The 17,104-nt window shown below is 73.2% G+C and carries 18 protein-coding genes; 4 read left to right on the top strand and 14 right to left on the bottom strand.

The genetic code is table 11. The features are described from left to right. Positions 1-14: 14 nt before the first annotated feature. From ABZT87_RS26845 to ABZT87_RS26855, 3 genes are all read right to left on the bottom strand, one after another. Positions 15-764 (bottom strand): SDR family oxidoreductase, encoded by a 750-nt coding sequence (locus ABZT87_RS26845; RefSeq protein ID WP_354861928.1) that lies wholly within the window; start codon positions 762-764, stop codon positions 15-17. Continuing rightward, positions 761-1,612, bottom strand: coding sequence for a fumarylacetoacetate hydrolase family protein (locus ABZT87_RS26850; RefSeq protein WP_355139037.1), 852 nt, complete (start codon positions 1,610-1,612; stop codon positions 761-763). Before ABZT87_RS26850 ends, ABZT87_RS26845 begins: the two co-directional genes overlap by 4 nt. Before the next feature lie 97 nt (positions 1,613-1,709). Continuing rightward, a complete protein-coding gene (locus ABZT87_RS26855) occupies positions 1,710-2,528 on the bottom strand; it encodes a helix-turn-helix transcriptional regulator (RefSeq protein ID WP_355139039.1) in 819 nt (272 codons plus the stop codon). A gap of 137 nt (positions 2,529-2,665) precedes the next feature. Here ABZT87_RS26855 and ABZT87_RS26860 point away from each other — a divergent pair, with 137 nt between their 5' ends. After that, on the top strand, positions 2,666-3,034 hold the full coding sequence (locus ABZT87_RS26860; protein ID WP_355068644.1) for a nuclear transport factor 2 family protein: 369 nt from the start codon (positions 2,666-2,668) through the stop codon (positions 3,032-3,034). A 25-nt stretch (positions 3,035-3,059) separates the two neighbouring features. On the opposite strand, the gene ABZT87_RS26865 is transcribed toward ABZT87_RS26860, so the two are convergent. Both ABZT87_RS26865 and ABZT87_RS26870 read right to left on the bottom strand, forming a co-directional pair. Next, on the bottom strand, positions 3,060-3,944 hold the full coding sequence (locus tag ABZT87_RS26865; RefSeq protein ID WP_355139041.1) for an MHYT domain-containing protein: 885 nt from the start codon (positions 3,942-3,944) through the stop codon (positions 3,060-3,062). Between the two features lie 166 nt (positions 3,945-4,110). Then, a complete protein-coding gene (locus tag ABZT87_RS26870) occupies positions 4,111-6,912 on the bottom strand; it encodes a DEAD/DEAH box helicase (protein ID WP_355068648.1) in 2,802 nt (933 codons plus the stop codon). 86 nt (positions 6,913-6,998) lie between these two features. On the opposite strand from ABZT87_RS26870, the gene ABZT87_RS26875 reads away from it, so the two are divergent. Further along, positions 6,999-7,769 (top strand): HAD-IA family hydrolase, encoded by a 771-nt coding sequence (locus tag ABZT87_RS26875; protein WP_355139043.1) that lies wholly within the window; start codon positions 6,999-7,001, stop codon positions 7,767-7,769. A gap of 19 nt (positions 7,770-7,788) precedes the next feature. Here the strand turns inward: ABZT87_RS26875 and ABZT87_RS26880 are convergent, their stop codons facing one another. The 3 genes from ABZT87_RS26880 to ABZT87_RS26890 all read right to left on the bottom strand — a co-directional run bounded on the left by ABZT87_RS26880 (position 7,789) and on the right by ABZT87_RS26890 (position 9,828). Beyond that, complete coding sequence (locus tag ABZT87_RS26880; protein ID WP_354861939.1) at positions 7,789-8,187, bottom strand: hypothetical protein; 399 nt, start codon at positions 8,185-8,187, stop codon at positions 7,789-7,791. Continuing rightward, positions 8,184-8,480, bottom strand: coding sequence for a hypothetical protein (locus ABZT87_RS26885; protein WP_354861940.1), 297 nt, complete (start codon positions 8,478-8,480; stop codon positions 8,184-8,186). Before ABZT87_RS26885 ends, ABZT87_RS26880 begins: the two co-directional genes overlap by 4 nt. A gap of 142 nt (positions 8,481-8,622) precedes the next feature. Next, entirely contained in the window at positions 8,623-9,828 is a 1,206-nt protein-coding gene (locus ABZT87_RS26890; protein WP_355139045.1) for an MFS transporter, read from the bottom strand. Positions 9,829-10,147: 319 nt separating this feature from the next. Between ABZT87_RS26890 and ABZT87_RS26895 the strand changes: the two genes are divergently transcribed. Then, entirely contained in the window at positions 10,148-11,065 is a 918-nt protein-coding gene (locus ABZT87_RS26895) for an EamA family transporter (protein WP_355139047.1), read from the top strand. On the opposite strand, the gene ABZT87_RS26900 is transcribed toward ABZT87_RS26895, so the two are convergent. The 6 genes from ABZT87_RS26900 to ABZT87_RS26925 all read right to left on the bottom strand — a co-directional run bounded on the left by ABZT87_RS26900 (position 11,028) and on the right by ABZT87_RS26925 (position 15,961). Then, complete coding sequence (locus tag ABZT87_RS26900) at positions 11,028-11,972, bottom strand: diacylglycerol kinase family protein (protein WP_355139089.1); 945 nt, start codon at positions 11,970-11,972, stop codon at positions 11,028-11,030. The genes ABZT87_RS26895 and ABZT87_RS26900 overlap by 38 nt on opposite strands. Before the next feature lie 212 nt (positions 11,973-12,184). Continuing rightward, positions 12,185-13,138, bottom strand: coding sequence for a twin-arginine translocase subunit TatC (gene tatC, locus ABZT87_RS26905; RefSeq protein ID WP_355139049.1), 954 nt, complete (start codon positions 13,136-13,138; stop codon positions 12,185-12,187). Positions 13,139-13,156: 18 nt separating this feature from the next. After that, a complete protein-coding gene (tatA, locus tag ABZT87_RS26910; RefSeq protein WP_007459946.1) occupies positions 13,157-13,471 on the bottom strand; it encodes a Sec-independent protein translocase subunit TatA in 315 nt (104 codons plus the stop codon). 180 nt (positions 13,472-13,651) lie between these two features. Beyond that, positions 13,652-13,897, bottom strand: coding sequence for a hypothetical protein (locus ABZT87_RS26915; protein ID WP_354862726.1), 246 nt, complete (start codon positions 13,895-13,897; stop codon positions 13,652-13,654). A 10-nt stretch (positions 13,898-13,907) separates the two neighbouring features. Next, positions 13,908-14,966, bottom strand: coding sequence for a YafY family protein (locus ABZT87_RS26920; protein WP_354862724.1), 1,059 nt, complete (start codon positions 14,964-14,966; stop codon positions 13,908-13,910). Then, on the bottom strand, positions 14,963-15,961 hold the full coding sequence (locus tag ABZT87_RS26925) for a WYL domain-containing protein (protein WP_355139051.1): 999 nt from the start codon (positions 15,959-15,961) through the stop codon (positions 14,963-14,965). The genes ABZT87_RS26920 and ABZT87_RS26925 overlap by 4 nt, the downstream gene beginning before the upstream one ends. A gap of 118 nt (positions 15,962-16,079) precedes the next feature. Between ABZT87_RS26925 and ABZT87_RS26930 the strand changes: the two genes are divergently transcribed. Beyond that, complete coding sequence (locus ABZT87_RS26930; protein ID WP_355139053.1) at positions 16,080-17,087, top strand: cation diffusion facilitator family transporter; 1,008 nt, start codon at positions 16,080-16,082, stop codon at positions 17,085-17,087. Positions 17,088-17,104 lie beyond the last annotated feature (17 nt).

A 17,104-nucleotide genomic window follows, 5' to 3' on the forward strand; every position in this document is an offset into this window, starting at 1 on the left:
ACCCCCGCCCGTCGTCACGGCCGGACCCGCAGATGGGTGAGGCCACCGTCGACGTCCAACACCGTACCCGTGGTCGACGCCGAGAGCGGCGACGCGAGGTAGACGATCGCGTTCGCGACCTCCTGCGGCGTGACCAGTCGTCCGATGGGCTGGCGGGCCTGCAACGCCAGGCGCTCGGCGGCCGGGTCGTCCGCCTGCGCCAGCAGTCGTCCCACCCAGGGCGTGTCGGCCGTGCCGGGGCAGACGCAGTTGAACCGGATGCCCTCGCGGACGTGGTCGGTGGCCATGGCGAGGGTCAGCGACAGCACGGCGCCCTTGCTGGCCGAGTAGAGCGCCCGGCCGGGCAATCCGTTGAGCGCGGCGATGGACGAGAGGTTGACGACCGACGCGTGCTCCGAGCGGCGCAGCCAGGGCAGGGCCGCGCTGACGACGCGCGCCATGCCGACCACGTTGACGTCGAGCACGCGGTGCCACTCGTCGTCGGTCTGGTCGGCGACGGTCCCGGTCGCGCCGATCCCGGCGTTGTTGACCACCACGTCGATGCCGCCGAGCGCGTCGGCGGCCGCGGCGACAGCCTGTTGCACCGACGGGCGGCTCGACACGTCGGCGGCGATGCCGGCGATGCCCTCCGGCAGGCCGCTCGGGTCGAGGTCGAGGACGGCCACCCGGGCCCCCCGCTCGCGCAGCTCCACGGCGGTGGCGCGGCCGATGCCGGAGGCGCCTCCCGTGACCAGCGCGGCCAGCCCGGCGAACTCCGCGCTCATGCCGCCACCAACGTCTGGCGTGCCCGCCCCAGGCCGGCGACCTCCAGCTCCACCACGTCGCCGGCGCGCAGGTACGGGTGGTCCGGCAGGCCCAGCGCCACCCCGGCGGGCGTGCCCGTGTTGATGACGTCGCCGGGGTACAGGACCATGAACTGGCTGAGGTACCAGACGACGTGCGCGACCGGGAAGATCATGTCCTTGGTGGACCCGTCCTGGCGGAGAACCCCGTTGACCCACAACCGCAGCGCCAGCGACTGCGGGTCGTCGACCTCGTCGGCCGGCACGAGGCTCGGCCCCAGCGGGTTGAAGGTCTCGCAGCTCTTGCCCTTGTCCCACTGGCCCCCGCGCTCCAACTGGAACGCCCGCTCGGAGACGTCGTGCGACACCGCGTACCCCGCGATGTGCCGCATGGCCTCCTGCGGGGAGTCGGCGTAGCGGATGGTCGTGCCGACGACGACCGCGAGTTCGACCTCCCAGTCGGTCTTCGTCGAGCCGCGCGGAACGAGAACGTCGTCGTACGGCCCGACGATCGTCATCGGGTCCTTCATGAAGACCACCGGCTCGGCCGGCAGCGCCGCACCCGTCTCCGCCGCGTGATCGCGGTAGTTGAGTCCGATGCAGACGATCTTGTGAGGTCGGGCGATGGGAGCACCCACCCGCAGGCTGTCCGCGTCGGGCAACTCGGCCAGCTCGCCGCTGTCGAGGGCGACCCGCGTCCGCGCGATCCCGTCCGACGCCCAGAACGCCCCGTCCAGGTCTGCGGTGAGCGGCCGCAGGTCGAAGGTCGCACCGTCGCGCTGGACGACCGGGATCTCCTGGCCGCTCGGGCCGAGGCGCTGGAAGTTCATCTCACTCTCCTCTGTGTCCGGGCTGACTGACGGGTGGCGGACACCCCCGCATTCAACACCGACACGCCCCGCGACCGGCACAGCGGGAGCACCTCGGTCAGCTCGGTGGGACCTCGTCGCCGCCCCGTACGCCGAGGGCGCGCAGCGTCGCTGCGTCGGCGGGGAAGAACGACTCGACGGCCAGCCCGGCGACGGTGACGTCCAGCGGGGTGCCGAACACGGTGGTGGTGCTGAGGAAGGACAGTTCCCGGCCGTGGTGGCGGTACCGGAGTCCGACGGCGACCCGCGAGACCGGGTCGTCCAAAGCCTGCGAATGGCCGTTGTCGCCGGGATAGCCGCGCAGCTCCTCGTACAGGTCGTGCAGGGCCGCGTCGCCGGTGGCGGCGGCCGTCTGGCGCAGCCGGGTGAGCAGGTGCGTACGCCACTCGGGCAGGTTGCCGATCCGCGGGGCCATGCCGTCGGGGTGCAGGCTGAGCCGCAGGACGTTGACCGGAGGGACGAGCAGGTGCGGCGCCGCGCCGTCGGTGAACAACGCCACGGCGGGGTTGGCCTCGACGAGTTGCCAGTGCCGGTCGATGAGCGCCGCCGGGTACGGGCCGTGGCCGTCGAGGATCCGCCGTACGGCGGCACGCACCGGGGCCAGCTCCGGGTCGTCCAGCTCGTGGCGGGGATAGGCGGGCGCGTACCCGCCGGCGAGCAGGATGGTGTTGCGGTCCGCCAGCGGTACGTCGAGCTGCTCGGCGAGCCGCAGGATCAGCTCGGGGCTCGGCCGGGACCGCCCGGTCTCCACGAAGCTCAGATGTCGAGCGGAGATCCCCGTCTCGATCGACAGGTCGAGTTGGCTCATCCGGCGGCTCTGGCGCCAGTCGCGCAGCAGCTCGCCGACCCGTCGTACCGGCCTGGTCGTCGTCGTCACGCGACCGACCCTAGTGATCGCGCCGGCGCACGGACCATTACCTCCGACGTAATCGACAGCGCCCCGGGCGGGCCGCAACCATCTCTCCCGAGAGCGGCGCCCACCGCCGCTCGTCACCCGACGATGAGGAGAGAGCCATGGCTACGAGCTTCGACGCGCTGGCCGAGCGGTACATCGCGATCTGGAACGAGACCGACCCGGCCCGTCGCCGCACCCAGATCGCCGACGTGTGGGCCCCCGACGCCCGCTACGTCGACCCGCTCACCGTCGCCGAGGGCCGGGAGGCGATCGACGCGACGATCGCGGCCGTGCAGGGCCAGTTTCCCGGCATGACGTTCCGGCTGGCCGGCCCGGTCGACGGCCACCACGACCAGGTCCGGTTCACCTGGGAGCTGGGGCCCGACGGGGTCGAGGCGCCGGTCGTGGGCTTCGACGTCGCCGTGCTGGACGGCAACGGGCAGCTCAGCCAGGTGCTCGGCTTCCTGGACCGGGTCCCGGTGGCCTGATCACTCCCTCCCCGGGTGCTGGGCGTCAGCGCGGCGGGGTGTCCCGACGCGACGGGAACGGGGTGCCGGGCTGCCCCAGGGTGGAGCGCGCACGCAGCCCGACCGGGTCCGGAGCGGCCACCGGCGCAGCCGGGGCCGACTCCGGTCCCCGGCGCGCGTCGAGGTACGCGGCGGCGGCCCGATCGTCGTCGGTGGGCGCGGCGAGCAGAGCGTAGAGCAGCCCGACCACCCCGAAGATCACCGCCACGATGATCGGCACCAGCAAGGCGCTCACCCTGGTGCCGGTCACCCCACCCGCACGTTCGTGCAGGTGCACCGAGAGCGCGCTCATGCCGGTGAAGTGCATGCCGTTCACGGCGACGCCCATGACCAGCGCGGACGCGAAGATCGCCAGTGGGCGCCGGACGGTCATCGCGAGCCACAGCGCGACGGTGGCGGCGACGACCGCGACGACCACCGAGAGGATGACGCGGGTGCTGTCGTAGCCGAGGCTGCCGTTGAGGCGCATCGCCGCCATGCCGGTGTAGTGCATGGCGGCGACGCCGACGCCGGTGAAGACGCCACCGGCGACGAGGCGTACCGGATTCAGCCGGCCGGTGCCGACGATGGCCAGGCCGATACCGACCGCGACCACCGCGATGGCGGTGCTGGCGGCGGTGAGGGGCACGTCGTACCGGATGCGGGTGCCGCCGACGGCGAAGCCGAGCATGGCCATGAAGTGCATCGCCCAGATCGCGGTGCCGCCGAGCGCCCAGGCGGCCAGCAGGCCCCACCAGGCGCGCTGACCGGCGGTACGGGCGGTACGGATGCGACCGGCGCAGACGAGCCCGAGGATCGAGCCGAGCACGGACAGCGCGTAGCTCAGCGCGGGTGTGATCCACCCGTACTCAAAGTGATTGATGTCCGCCACGGCGGTCCTCTCCCCCATTCGTTACCGGCGCGTAAGTACGGCGCTCGGGCAATGATCAGGGGTGCCCCGACCAGGCGCAACAGCGCCCCCCGGGCTGTTCGGGGGGTGCCGTCGCGGTGACCGTCCGATGCGTCGGTTCGCGGGCGACGCTGACCGAAAATGATGATCAGGCGGAGGTGTGGTACGCCAGCACGCCCCGGTTGATGGCCGCTATCGCCTGTCGGGCGGTGGAGCGCAGCTCCGGCGAGGCGCCGCCGGAGTCGGCAAGTTGACCGAGCAGGTCGACCACCTGCCGGGCCCACCGGACGAAGTCACCGGCCGGCATCTCCCCGTCGATCTCGTGCCCGCTGCCGAGCACCTTGGCCAGCGCCTCGCCCCGCGCCCACCGGTAGACCGGCCAGGCGAAGCCCAGATCCGGCTCCCGGGTCGCGGCCAGACCGCGCGCCGCCTCGTCGGCTTCGATCTCACCCCACAGCTTCAGCGTCTCGTCGACGGCGTCGGCCACCGGGCCGCGCGGCAGCGACGCCCGCTCGTCGACGTCGCGACGCGCCTCGAAGACCACCACGGACACCGCGGCGGCCAGCTCGGCCGGGGAGAGCCCGTCCCACACCCGTCGGCGCAGACACTCGGCGACCAGCAGATCCGCTTCCGTCCAGATCCGGCCGAGCATCCGACCGGCGTCGGTGACCACGCCGTCGCGGGCGAGGTAACCACGGTCGGTCAGCAGCGCGACGATCCGGTCGAAGGTCCGCGCGAGGGACCCGGTGCGCCCGGACACCCGCTCGCGCAGCTCCTCGGTGTCCCGCTCCAGCCGACGGCGCCGCTCCGCCCAGCGGGCGTGCTCCTCGCGCTCCGGGCAGGCGTGGCAGGGATGGTTACGCAGCTCGGTGCGGAGTTGGGTGAGCCGGTGGTCCTCGCCGGGCGCCTGCCGGGAGCGGCCACCGCGGCGACCGCCGTGCCGGTCCAGGCCGGTGCCGCTGACCTCGGCGGCCAGGTCCCGCCGGGCACCCGGCGAGCGGTGGTTGAAGTGCTTGGGCACCCGGATGCGGGCCAGCACCTCGGCCGGGGTGGTGAAGTCGCCGGGGCTGACCCGCCCCGCCCAGCGGTCCTGAGTGAGCACCAGCGGACGAGGTTCGCCGAAACCACCGGTGGCCGGGTCGAGCACGACGGCCAGGCCGGCCCGCCGGCCCGACGGCACGCGGATCACGTCGCCGACCCGCAGGCGCTCCAGCGACGCCACGGCGGCGGCCTTGCGCTGGGTCTGCCCCTGCCGGGCGATGGCCTTCTCCCGGTCGGCGATCGCCACCCGCAGCGCGAAGTACTCGTCGAAGTCGCCGTGGTGGCAGGCGGCCTCCGCGCCGTACGCCTCGATGGTCTCGGTGTTGCGCTGCACCTGCCGGGCCAGGCCGACCACCGACCGGTCGGCCTGGAACTGGGCGAACGAGGACTCCAGCAGCGCCCGGGCGGGCTCCGCGCCGACCGTGCCGACCAGGTTCACCGCCATGTTGTACGAGGGCCGGAAGCTGGAGCGCAGCGGATAGGTGCGGGTGGAGGCGAGCCCGGCCACGTGCCGTGGGTCGGTCTCCGGGGACCACACCACGACGGCGTGCCCCTCGACGTCGATGCCACGCCGACCGGCACGGCCGGTGAGCTGGGTGTACTCCCCCGGGGTCAGGTCGACGTGCGCCTCGCCGTTGTACTTGACCAGCCGTTCCAGGACCACGCAGCGGGCCGGCATGTTGATGCCCAACGCCAGGGTCTCGGTGGCGAAGACCGCCTTGACCAGACCCCGGACGAACAGCTCCTCGACGATCTCCTTGAACACCGGCAGCATGCCGGCGTGGTGGGCCGCGAGGCCACGCTCCAACCCGTCGAGCCACTCCCAGTAGCCCAGCACCGTCAGGTCCTCGCCGGGGATGGCGGTGACCCGGGACTCGACCACCCGGCGGATCTCGGCCCGCTCCTCGGGCGAGGTGAGCCGCAGCCCGGCGGCCAGGCACTGCTGCACGGCGGCGGCGCAGCCCGCCCGGCTGAAGATGAACAGGATCGCCGGCAGCAGCCCCTCGCGGTCCAGCCGGTCGACGATGTCCGGGCGCATCGGCCCACGCCAGCGGGGGCCGCGCCGACCGGCGCCCGGCCCGGCGCTGCGCCCCTCCCCCAGCTCCAGGCGGCGCACGGTGTCGCGGGTGTAGCGCAGCAGCTCCGGGTGCACGTCGTGCTTGCGGGCGGCGTCGGCGTCGTGGAACAGGTCGAACATCCGCTTGCCGACCAGCATGTGCTGCCACAGCGGCACCGGCCGGTGCTCGCTGACCACCACGGCGGTCTCGCCGCGCACGGTGACCAACCAGTCGGCGAACTCCTCGGCGTTGGACACGGTCGCCGACAGCGAGACCAGGGTGACCGAGGCGGGCAGGTGGATGATCACCTCTTCCCACACGCCGCCGCGGAACCGGTCGGCGAGGTAGTGCACCTCGTCCATCACCACGTACGCCAGCCCCTGCAGGGTGCTGGACCCCGCGTAGAGCATGTTGCGCAGCACCTCGGTGGTCATCACCACCACGGGCGCGTCGCCGTTGATCGCGTTGTCGCCGGTGAGCAGGCCGACCTGCTCGGCGCCGTACCGGGCGACCAGATCGTGGTACTTCTGGTTGGACAGCGCCTTGATCGGCGTGGTGTAGAAGCACTTGCGCCGGGTCGGTGGCGTCGCGGCGTCGTCGGCCGCCGCCGGGTCGTCGGGCCGCCCGCGCAGCGCCAGGTGTACGGCGAACTCGCCGACCACGGTCTTACCCGCGCCGGTGGGGGCACAGACCAGCACGCCGCTGCCCCGCTCCAACGACTGACACGCCTCGCGCTGGAAGTCGTCGAGATCGAACCCCAGGTCCAGGGCGAACTCGTCCAGTGCCGGGAACTGCGCGGTCTGCGCGGCCCGGCGGCGCGCCGCTGCGTACCGCTCGGCGGGGCTCGACATGGCACCAAGATTAGTGCGTGCCGGGACAGTGCACCCCACAAGGCCGTCCCGAGAGGCCGTCGGCGGGGGTCGGTAGGGTGCACGGCGTGCCGGACCATGCCGAACCGCCCCAGACCAGTCCGCCGGGCAGCGTCGCGGACGCCAGCGCCCCGCGGGCGTCCCGACGGCCCGTCAAGGCGGTGCTCTTCGACTTCCACGGCACCCTGGCCCAGGTGGAGGAGCCCCGACAGTGGGTCATCGAAGCCGCCGCCGCGTGCGGGGTCACCCTGGACCGGGTTCGCGCCACCTCGCTGGCCGACCGGCTGCTCACCGCCGGCCGCGCGGGCGGCCCCCTGCCGGCCCGGGTGCCGCCCCGGCTGGCCGAGCTGTGGGCCGACCGGGACCTCTACGCGCACGCGCACCGGGGTGCGTACACGGGGCTTGCCGAAACCGTGGACGCGGGCATCGAGGGTTTCGCCGACGCGCTCTACGAGCGGCTGCTCGTCGCCGAGGGCTGGCTGCCGTACCCGGACACCGCTCCCACGCTGGCCGCGCTGCGCGACGCCGGTGTACGGGTGGCGGTGGTCAGCAACATCGGCTTCGACCTGCGGCCGCACTTCGACGCCTGGGGGTTGACCGACCTCGTCGACGCGTTCGTGCTGTCGTACGAGGTGGGGCGCTGCAAGCCCGACCCGGCGATCTTCTGGCGGGCGTGCGGGATGCTCGGCGTCGACCCCGAGCAGACGCTGATGGTCGGCGACAGTCCGGCGGACGCGGGCGCCGTCGCCGCCGGCTGCGCGGCGCTGGTGCTCCCGGCCGCCGACCCGGGCCGGGAGAACGGCCTCGGCGCGGTCCTGGACCTGGCCCTGCCGACCTGAGCCGCGCCCGCGGAAACCGTCAGGTCGGGATGTGGATGACCGGCAGCTCGCCGTCGCCGTACCGGTCCTCCCCGGTCAGGATCGAGGCGTCATGGTCGAGTACGGCCAGCACCGTGGTGGCGAGATCGGCCCGACCCGTCACCGTCCGCCAGTAGCTGAGCTCGTGCCAGGAGCGCCCCTCGGTGGAGAGCACCGCACAGGCGTCCAGGGTCAGCAGCCGGTGCAGGGTCGCCCGTTCCTTCGGGTCGCTGACGATCGCCAGGGCCTCCGCCGCGGTCACGGCGGTGACACCGAACCTGTTGCGGTCCTGGATGACCTCGTGCAGCGGCTCCCCGACATGCACCGACCCCGCCAGATAAGCCAGCAGCGCTGACCGATCCAGCACGAGCCGAACCGGCCGGTCGTCCGCGGCGCTCACGCGGCCGGCTGGTCGGTGGTGTCCAGCAGGTGTTGGCGTGCCCGCTCACGCAGCGCATTCCGGCGCTCCGGCGACCAGTCGGCCTCAACGGCGGCACGACGGGCGCGCGCCTCGGCCACACCCTGCTCGGTGATCTGGATGCCCTGGTGGGCCAGCTCCGCGTCCAGGGCGTCCAGACGCATCCGGTCCCGGACGGCCTGGGTGATGTAGGCGCTGGCGTTGGACTCGTGCTCCAGGCGCTCCGCCACATCGGGTGGGACGGAGATGGACAGCTTCCGCATCGCGCTGGTCATACCCGAGACCGTACGCCGGTAGCACCGCGTTGGCGAACACCTACGGCCGTGTCCGGCGCTCGAATGCGTGCGGGGTCGAAGGGCCACGCCGAGGCGCCCGGCCCCGAACGGCGGAACCCCACCGTCGTTCGGGACCGGCCGCTCAGGCGACCGCCTCCCGCAGGGGCCGCCAAGCGATGGCGGCGATCGCCGCCATCGCGACGGCGGCGACCCAGAACGGTGTGGTGATCTCCCAGGCGCTGGCGAACAGGCCGCCGAGGAGCGAGCCCAGCGCCGCGCCGCCGAGATCCAGCAATGCGTACACGCTGCCGACCCGGCCGCGCAGGTGCGCAGGCACGACCCGTTGCCGGACCGAGGTGACGGTGATGCCCCACACCATGGCATGGATGCTGAACACGACCAGCACGACGGCGGTGACCCACGGTGTCGTCGTGGTCGCGAGGCACACGTGCGTCACGACCTCGATCACCAGGCCGGCACGCAACACGGTGGCGCTGCCGAGCGCGCGCGTGAGCATCGTGGCGACCGCGGTGCCGACCAGGCCGCCGACCGCGAACGCGGACAACAGAAATCCGTAGCCGACGGCGGATACACCCAGGCGCTCCCGGCAGTAGAGCACGAACACGGCGAACGCGGCACCGAACGCGATGTTGCCCAGTCCCATACTCACGGCGAGGGTCCGCAGCAGTCGGTGCCGCCACAACCACCGCACGCCGGCGGCGACCTCGGCACGCAGCGAGGCCCGCCGAGGCGGATCGCCAACGACGGGGACGCGCCGGATGCCCGCGATCAGCGCTGCGGACGTCGCGAAGGTGAGCGCGTCGACCCCGAACGGCACCGCCGCCGCGACGACGAACAACCACGCGCCCAGCGGCTTCGCGACGAACTGGTTACCGATGGTGAAGCTCGCGTAGAGCCGAGCGTTGGCGCGCGGCAGTTCCTCCGGGGCGACCACCGCCGGGAGCAGGGCACCCAGCGCGGTGTCCGCGAGGGTTTCGCCCGTACCCAGAAGGAAGAGCACCGCGTAGATGACGGCCACCGAGACGGTTCCGGTCGCGATGGTCATCGACAACGCCACCAGGGCCGCGGCGCGGGCGAGGTTGACGACCACGACCAGACGGCGACGGTCGAGCCGATCGACGTAGGCACCGCTGACCAGGGCGAACAGCAGCCAGGGCAGTTGCTGCGCGAAGACGGCGCCGGCGATGAGGGCCGGGTTGTCGCTGACGGAGGCGACCAGCAGCGGGCCGGCGGCCATGGTGACACCGTCGCCGACGTTGGACACCGCCGCAGCGGTCCACAGTTTGGTGAAGTCCGCGCCGAGACGCGCGGATATAAGGGCACGCACAAGAGCTCCTCGAGCCAGGGAAGGAAACGGTCGTCGTGGGACCGCTCCGCGGCGAGGAGCACCAGACCCCCGGAGGTGATCTCCGGCGGCGCCCGATCAGTGCCGGGCGTGCCCTCGCGGCGAAGCGGAGACCGTGACCATGGCGAGGCGCATGCCAGCTCCCAACTGTGGATCAATACCGGTCCGAGCAGGATAGCTGGCCATCGACGCTCTCGTATCCCCGAAGCGCGACCCGCTCGCCACCAACCGGGCGACGCGGCTCGCGTTCTTCCGACGGTCGACACCGCCGGAGAGCACTGCGGGCTGACCGCCTAGCGTCGTGCTCGTGACGGAGACCCTGCTGCCCGTACCACGCCCGGCCGACGCGCCCCCGCAGCGCCGCGGCGGCGTCCTCGCCGTGGGGCTGGTGCTCGGCGGGGCGCTGTCGGTGCAGTTCGGCTCCGCCCTGGCCGCGCTGCTCTTTCCGCGTACCGGGGTGGCCGGGGCGGTCACCCTACGGCTGACGATCTCGGCGGTGCTGCTGCTCATCGTGTGCCGGCCCCGGCTGCGGGGGTACGACCGCTCGGCCTGGCTCGCGGCCGGCGCGTTCGGGCTGGCCCTGGCCGGCATGAACTCGCTGTTCTACCAGGCCATCGAGCGGATCCCGCTCGGCCCGACGGTGACCCTGGAGGTGCTCGGTCCGCTGGCGCTGTCGGTGTTCACCGCCCGTCGGCTGGCGAGCTGGTGCTGGGCCGGGCTCGCGCTGGCCGGGGTGGCGCTGCTCGGGCAGGGCGGCTTCGACCGGCTCAACCCGGCGGGGGTGGCCTTCGCGTTCGGCGCGGGCGCGATGTGGGCGGCGTACATCGTGCTCAGCGCGCGCGTCGGCGGCCGGTTCCCGGGCGCGGACGGGCTGGCCCTCGCGCTGACCCTCGCCGCGCTGGTCACCCTGCCCCTGGGCATCGTCGACGGCGGCGCCGTCCTGCTCGACCCGACGGTGCTGGCGCTGGGCACCGTCCTCGCGGTGCTCGCCTCCGGGCTCCCGTACACCCTGGAGCTGCTGGCTCTGCGCCGGATGCCCACCGCCACCTTCGCGGTGCTGATGAGCCTCGGCCCGGCCATCGCCACCCTCGCCGGCTGGCTGGTGCTGCGGCAGGCGCTGACGCTGCTGGAATGCGCCGCGATCGTGTTGGTCATCGCCGCCAGCATCGGTGCCGTACGGGTCAGAGCAGCAGCCGCAGAGCCCTCGGCACGGCAGTGATCGTCACCGGCAGCCCGAGCGAGCGTTCCCCGTCGGCGTACGTGACGATGTCGTCGGCGGCCAGCTCCACGGTGCGGGCCCGGTAGCTGCTCACCAGCGGGTGGCTCACGTGGGTGCCCTGGTAGATGCGCGGCTTGACCCGGATGAGGGTCCGCCGGTCGACCCGACCGGCCACCACCACGTCGAGCAGCCCGTCGGTCGGATCGGCGTCGGGGCAGATCCGCATCCCGCCGCCGTACGTCGGGCAGTTGCCCACCGCCACCAGCACCGCGTCCATCTCGTGCGGCACCCCGTCGAGGCGCAGCGTGTAGCGGCGGGGCCGGAGCCGGGCCAGCTCGACCACGATCGCCAGGTCGTACCGGCGGGGGCCGCGCGGCCAGCGCATCCGGTTGGCGCGCTCGTTGACGATCGCGTCGAAGCCCGCCGCGAGGACAGCCCCGTACCAGCGCTCGGCCCCGTCGGCGCCGGTCATCCGGGCCAGGTCGACGACACGGGACCGGCCGGCGCGCAACGCTTCGGCGATCACCGCCACGGCGGCGACGGGATCGGCCGGAAAGCCGGTGTCGAGGGCGAAGTCGTTGCCGGTGCCGGCCGGTACCGGCCCGAACGGCACGTCGGTGCCGGCGACGGCCTGCATGGCCCGGTGCACGGTGCCGTCCCCGCCGACCGCGACCAGCGCGCCGATGCCGTCGGCGACCGCGGTACGACACGCCGCCTCCGCCTCGTCCGGACTGGACGCCGACAGCAACCGGACCGGGCGGCCGGCGGCGGCCAGCCCGTCCAGCAGTCGGGGCAGCAGCGCCCGGTGCCGCCCCCGACCGGCCGTCGGGTTGGCGAGCACGGCCACCGGGCCACCCTCGTCCCGGGCGCGGTCGACCGAGTCGCGGGCGGGCGGGGTGCGCTCGATCGGCCCATCGGTGGGCGGGCCGGGCAGGTGATCGTCTGCGGTCACGGGCAGCACCGTACCGGTCGGACACCCGCCGTTCACCAGGGGCGGCCAACGTCACGATCAGTCTCACCGCCGGCGCGTGGGGTGAGCGTCTGACGGGGCCGCTGACGCGACGACGCCGCCCCCGGCAGGCGGGGACGGCGTCGGTGGACTCCGGCGGCGCGGGGCCGTCAGGTCATGTCGTCGTAGCGGCGTTCGATGGGCGCCGGCTTCGCGATCGGCTCGGGTGCGCCGATCGGCGCGGTCGCGTCGACCCGCTGCCCGGCCACGACCGGGTCCGTGTCGAACTCCAGCGGCGAGACCTCGTCGTCGTCCAGACCGGCGTAGACCTCCTTGCCCCGCCCACGCCGCTTGTCGTTGAGGAACGCGATGCCCACCGCCACGAAATAGAGCAGGGAGAGGGACAGCGCCAGCAGCGTCATCCCGAAGGGGCCCGGATCCGGTGTGGCGACGGCGGCGAAGGCGAAGGAGATGAAAATGACCGCCCGCCACCAGCTCATCAGCCGTCGGGCACTGGCGATCCCGGCGAAGTTGAGCATGAGCAGGATCAGCGGAAACTCGAAGGCCACCCCGAACAGCAGGATCATGTTCGTGATGAAGGCGATGTAGGCGCTGACCTCGAACTGGTTCGAGAGCCCGCCCACCCCGGATTCCATCAGGAACCCGAGACCCTTGTCGACAACCACGTAGGCCAGTGCCGCGCCGGCGGCGAACAGCGGCGCGGCGATCGACACGAAGACATAGGCCCACTTACGCTCGTGGCGGTGCAGACCAGGGGCGATGAACGCCCAGAGCTGGTACAGCCAGACCGGCCCGCCGATGATCAGGCCGAGCCAGAGCGCCAACTTCAGCTTCAGCACGAAACCGGTGGTCGGTGCCAGCGCCAGAAGGTCCTGGCACTGCCCCAACGCGTCCGTCGTGTCGGGCAGCCGGCAGTACGGCTGCTTGAGCAGCAGGAAGACCGGGTCGGCGAGCAGAAACCCGACGATCAGGCCGCCGACGATCGCCAGCGAGGCGCGGAACAGACGGTTGCGCAGCTCACGGACGTGCTCGATGAGCGTCATCGAACCGTCGGCGGCCCGTTCGAAGGTGCTCGGGCCGCGCTTACGCAGGGCGAAGGCCACGGTGGTGGGGCCCTTCGGTCAGTTGTCGCGGACGCGGTGCACCGGGTCGACGACCGGCTGCTGCGCCGGCGCCTGCTGGTACGGCGCCTGCTGCGGCTGCCCGGCGTACGGCGCCTGCTGGCCGGCGTGCGGCGGCAGCGGCTGGTAGCCGGCCTGCGCGTCGGCCTTCTCGGCCAGGTCGCGGTCGTCGTCCTGCAGGCTCTTGGTCTCGGCCTTGATGATCCGCAGCGAGCGACCCAGCGAGCGGGCCGCGTCGGGAAGCCGCTTCGCACCGAAGAGCAGGATCAGCACAACCACGAGAACTGCGATGTGCCACGGCTTGAGGGCACCCATGAGAAGCTCCAGTCGCTCTGTGTCCGGGGGCGGTACGCAGCCCATCGTACGTGTGGATGGACCGAATGCCACAGGCCGGGGATGATGATCAGGGCCCGGCCGGTGAAGTCTTGACCAACCGCGATGATCAGTCAACCATCGCCACCCGGCCGGGGGACGACGGTGGCCGGCAGAGGTCGGTCAGCCGCGCTTGGCCTTGATCACGGCGAGTCGCTGCTGGGCGGTGTCGAGCTGGCGCTGGACACCCTCGGCGCGCTGCTGCAACGCCTCGGCGGTCTCCCGGAGCGCCTCCGCCTCGGTGGCCCGCCGCTGCAACGCCACCGCGGCGCGGCGCAGCTGGGGCAGCCGGCTCAGCACCGGGCGGACGGCCAGCGCGAGCGCCACGAGCGGGAGCAGCACCACCGCGAGCACGATCCAGATCAGCACGCCGGTCAGCCTACTGGGTGCGGGCGGCCACCGCCGGATCGCCCGACGGCACGCCGGCCGGCACGGAATCGGCCGGCGCACGCCGGGGAACAGCCGCCGGCACGGCGTACGCGTCGAGCGCGGCGGCGGCTGTCGCCCGGACCTGTTCGGCCAGCTCGACCGGGGCGACCACTGTGACGTCCGGGCCGAGGCCCAGCACGAACCGCCGCGCCCAGCCCAGGTCGGTCACCCGCAGCGAGACGAGCCACTGGTCGCCGTCGCCGGCCTCGACCCGCTCGCACGGGTAGTACTCGGTGATCCACCGCTCGCCCCGCCCGATCCGCAGTGTGATCAGCGGCAGGTCGGGCGACGGCCGGAAGACACCCTCGGTGAGGTCGTGCGGGACAGCCTGCGGCGGGACGGTGGCCGGCTCGTCCAGCTCGGTGATCGCGTCGATCCGGTCGGCCCGGAACAGCCGGACCGCCTCCGCGCGCCGGCACCACGCCTCCACGTACGCCCGGCCGCCGACCATCAGCATCCGCAGCGGGTCGACGACGCGCTCGGTGGTCTCGTCCCGGGCCGCCGTGTAGTAGGTGATCCGCAGCGCCTTTCCGCCCTCCACGGCCGAGCGCAGCGCCTCGACCCGCCGGGTGTCCCCGGGCAGCCGGACCGCGACCGGTGCGCCCACCAGGTCACCGGCGGCGTCCTCGATCTTCGCGAGGGCCCGCTCGATGGCCTCCCGGTTGGCCACGCCTGGGGTCTCGGCGAGCATCCGCAGCGCCACCACGAGCGCGAGGGCCTCGTCGGGGGTGAGCCGCAGCGGCCGGTCGATGCCGGCGTCGTAGGTGATGGTCACCCGGTCGCCGTCGAACGCCATGTCGATCAGGTCACCGGGGCCGTAACCGGGCAGCCCGCACACCCACAGCAGCTCCAGGTCCTCCCGGAGCTGTCGTTCGGTGACGCCCAGGTCACCGGCCGCCTCGGCGATCTCGATGCCGGGCCGGGCCAGCAGGTAGGGAACCAGGTTGAGCAGCCGCGCCAGTCGGTCGGCGGAGGCGCGGGAACCGCCGCGCGCGGCCGGGCGGGTCACCGGGCACCCCCGGAGACGGTCAGCTCGTCGTGCCGGACGGCGATCTCCTTGAGTCGCTGGATGACCGCTTCGCGGACCTCCGGCGGGTCGAGCACCCGCACGTCCGGGCCGTACCCGACGAGCTGGCCGGCCAGAGAGTCCGGGTCGGCGTACGGCAGGACCAGCTGGTCGCCGTCCGGCCCGGCGGTCACCTCCACCGCCCAGCGGCGCAGGCCGGCGGCCCGCCCGGACGCCGCCAGCACGGTTGCCCGGCCGGTGCGCTCCACCGGCCCGGACCACCGGGCCACGTGGCTGATCAGGTCGACGCCGGCCGGCGGCTCGTACGCGCCGGGTGCGCCGGTCACCCGGACCGCGCCGACCACCCGGGACAGGCGGAAGCAGCGGGTCGCCGCGCGGTCCAGGTCGTGGCCGACCACGTACCACCGCCCGCGCCAGCAGACCACGCCCCACGGTTGCAGCCGGCGGCGGCTGGGGGCGTCCCGGTCGGGCACCCGGTAGTCGAACCCGACCTCGCGGCGGTCCCGCGCGGCGGCGGTCAGCGGCGCGAACGCGGGATCGACGGTGACCATCGGCTCCAGGCCGAGGGTGGCCTGCGGGTCGACGTCCACCCCGGCGGCGCGCAGCTTGGCCAGCCCGGACGACGCGGCGGCGGCCAGCCCGGCGTGCTGCCACAGACGAGCGGCGATGCCGACCGCGGCGGCCTCGTCGGGCTCCAGGGGGATGTCGGGCAGCGCGTACTCACGGTGGGCGATGCGGTAGGCCGGCTCGGCGTCGAAGACACTGGCCGTGCCGGTCTCCAGCGGCACGCCCAGCTCGCGCAGCTCGGCCTTGTCCCGCTCGAACTTGCGCTGGAACGCCTCGTGGTCGCGCGCGTCGTCGGGGTCGTGCTCGTAGCCGGGCACGGTCGCGGCGATCTGCGCGGCGGTCAGGAACCGTCGCGTGGACAGGAGGCAGATCACCAGGTTGACCAGGCGTTCGGTGCGGGTCCGCGACACGGGTAGACGCTAGCAGCCGACGCGGCGCAGGCGTGCACCCACGCGGGCGTGCCGCACACTTGTTCGGATCGGACCCCTCCCCCGGCGCGTCGCCGCCCGCGGCCATAGTGTTGCCCTCATGTCGCAGGGCGAGATGAGGACCGAGAGCGAGAGCGTCGGCACCGTGGTCGTCGCGGGCGCCGCCAACCTCGCCATCGCGATCGCCAAGCTGGTCGCCGGGCTGATCTCCGGGTCGGCCGCGATGCTCTCCGAGGCGGCGCACTCGGTCGCCGACACGACCACCGAGGTGCTGCTGTTCCAGGCGCTGCGCCGCGGGGCCCGCCCGGCCGACCAACGACACCCCTTCGGGTACGGCAAGGAGAGCTACGTCTGGGCGTTCTTCGCCGCCATGTTCACCTTCGTGGCCGGCGCCGGCTTCGCCGTCACCCATGGTGTCACCACCATCCTCGTGCACGAGCACAGCGGCAACTATCTGATCTCGTACATCGTCCTCGCGGTGTCGTTCGTCATCGAGTCGATCTCGCTGGCCCGGGCCGTGCGGCAGGTCCGCCGCGAGTCCCAGCGCTGGGACACCACACCCCGCCGGTTCCTGCGACTGACCGCCGACACCACCGTCAAGGCGGTCTTCCTGGAGGACAGCGCGGCCCTGATCGGCCTGCTGCTGGCCGCGCTCGGCGTCGGCCTGTCCCAGGCCACCGGCGACGAGGTGTGGGACGGCATCGCGTCGATCCTGATCGGGTTGCTGCTGCTGACCGTCGCCGGGATCCTGGCCAGCAACAACCTGTCGCTGCTGGTCGGCCGGGCCGTCCCGGAGCGGCTGCGCCGCGAGATCGAACGCGACCTGGCCGGGCTGCCCGAGGTCGAGCGCATCGACACCCTGCTGACGATGCAGCTCGGCCCGGACGACATCCTCGTCGCCGCGAAGGTCGACTTCCGTGACGAGGCCACCGGCGCGGCCATCGAGGCCACCGCCGACGAAGCCGAGCGGCGGCTCACCGGCCGGTACCCGGAAATCCGCTACGTCTTCCTCGACCCGACCCGCTCGCTGCCCGGAGCCGCCGGGCAGGCGCGCGACACCCAGGCCAGGCCGAGCGCCGACGCCGGCGGCGAGCCCGACCCCACCTGAGGGGCGGGCCCACCCGA

Source organism: Micromonospora sp. NPDC005237 (assembly GCF_040607775.1).
Taxonomy (GTDB): domain Bacteria; phylum Actinomycetota; class Actinomycetes; order Mycobacteriales; family Micromonosporaceae; genus Micromonospora.

Excerpts from the sequence above, each read along its gene's own strand:
- ABZT87_RS26845 (WP_354861928.1), bottom strand. The coding sequence starts at position 764 with ATGAGCGCGGAGTTCGCCGGGCTGGCCGCGCTGGTCACGGGAGGCGCC.
- ABZT87_RS26850 (WP_355139037.1), bottom strand. The coding sequence starts at position 1,612 with ATGAACTTCCAGCGCCTCGGCCCGAGCGGCCAGGAGATCCCGGTCGTC.
- ABZT87_RS26860 (WP_355068644.1), top strand. The coding sequence starts at position 2,666 with ATGGCTACGAGCTTCGACGCGCTGGCCGAGCGGTACATCGCGATCTGG.
- ABZT87_RS26870 (WP_355068648.1), bottom strand. The coding sequence starts at position 6,912 with ATGTCGAGCCCCGCCGAGCGGTACGCAGCGGCGCGCCGCCGGGCCGCG.
- ABZT87_RS26885 (WP_354861940.1), bottom strand. The coding sequence starts at position 8,480 with ATGACCAGCGCGATGCGGAAGCTGTCCATCTCCGTCCCACCCGATGTG.
- tatA (WP_007459946.1), bottom strand. The coding sequence starts at position 13,471 with ATGGGTGCCCTCAAGCCGTGGCACATCGCAGTTCTCGTGGTTGTGCTG.
- ABZT87_RS26930 (WP_355139053.1), top strand. The coding sequence starts at position 16,080 with ATGTCGCAGGGCGAGATGAGGACCGAGAGCGAGAGCGTCGGCACCGTG.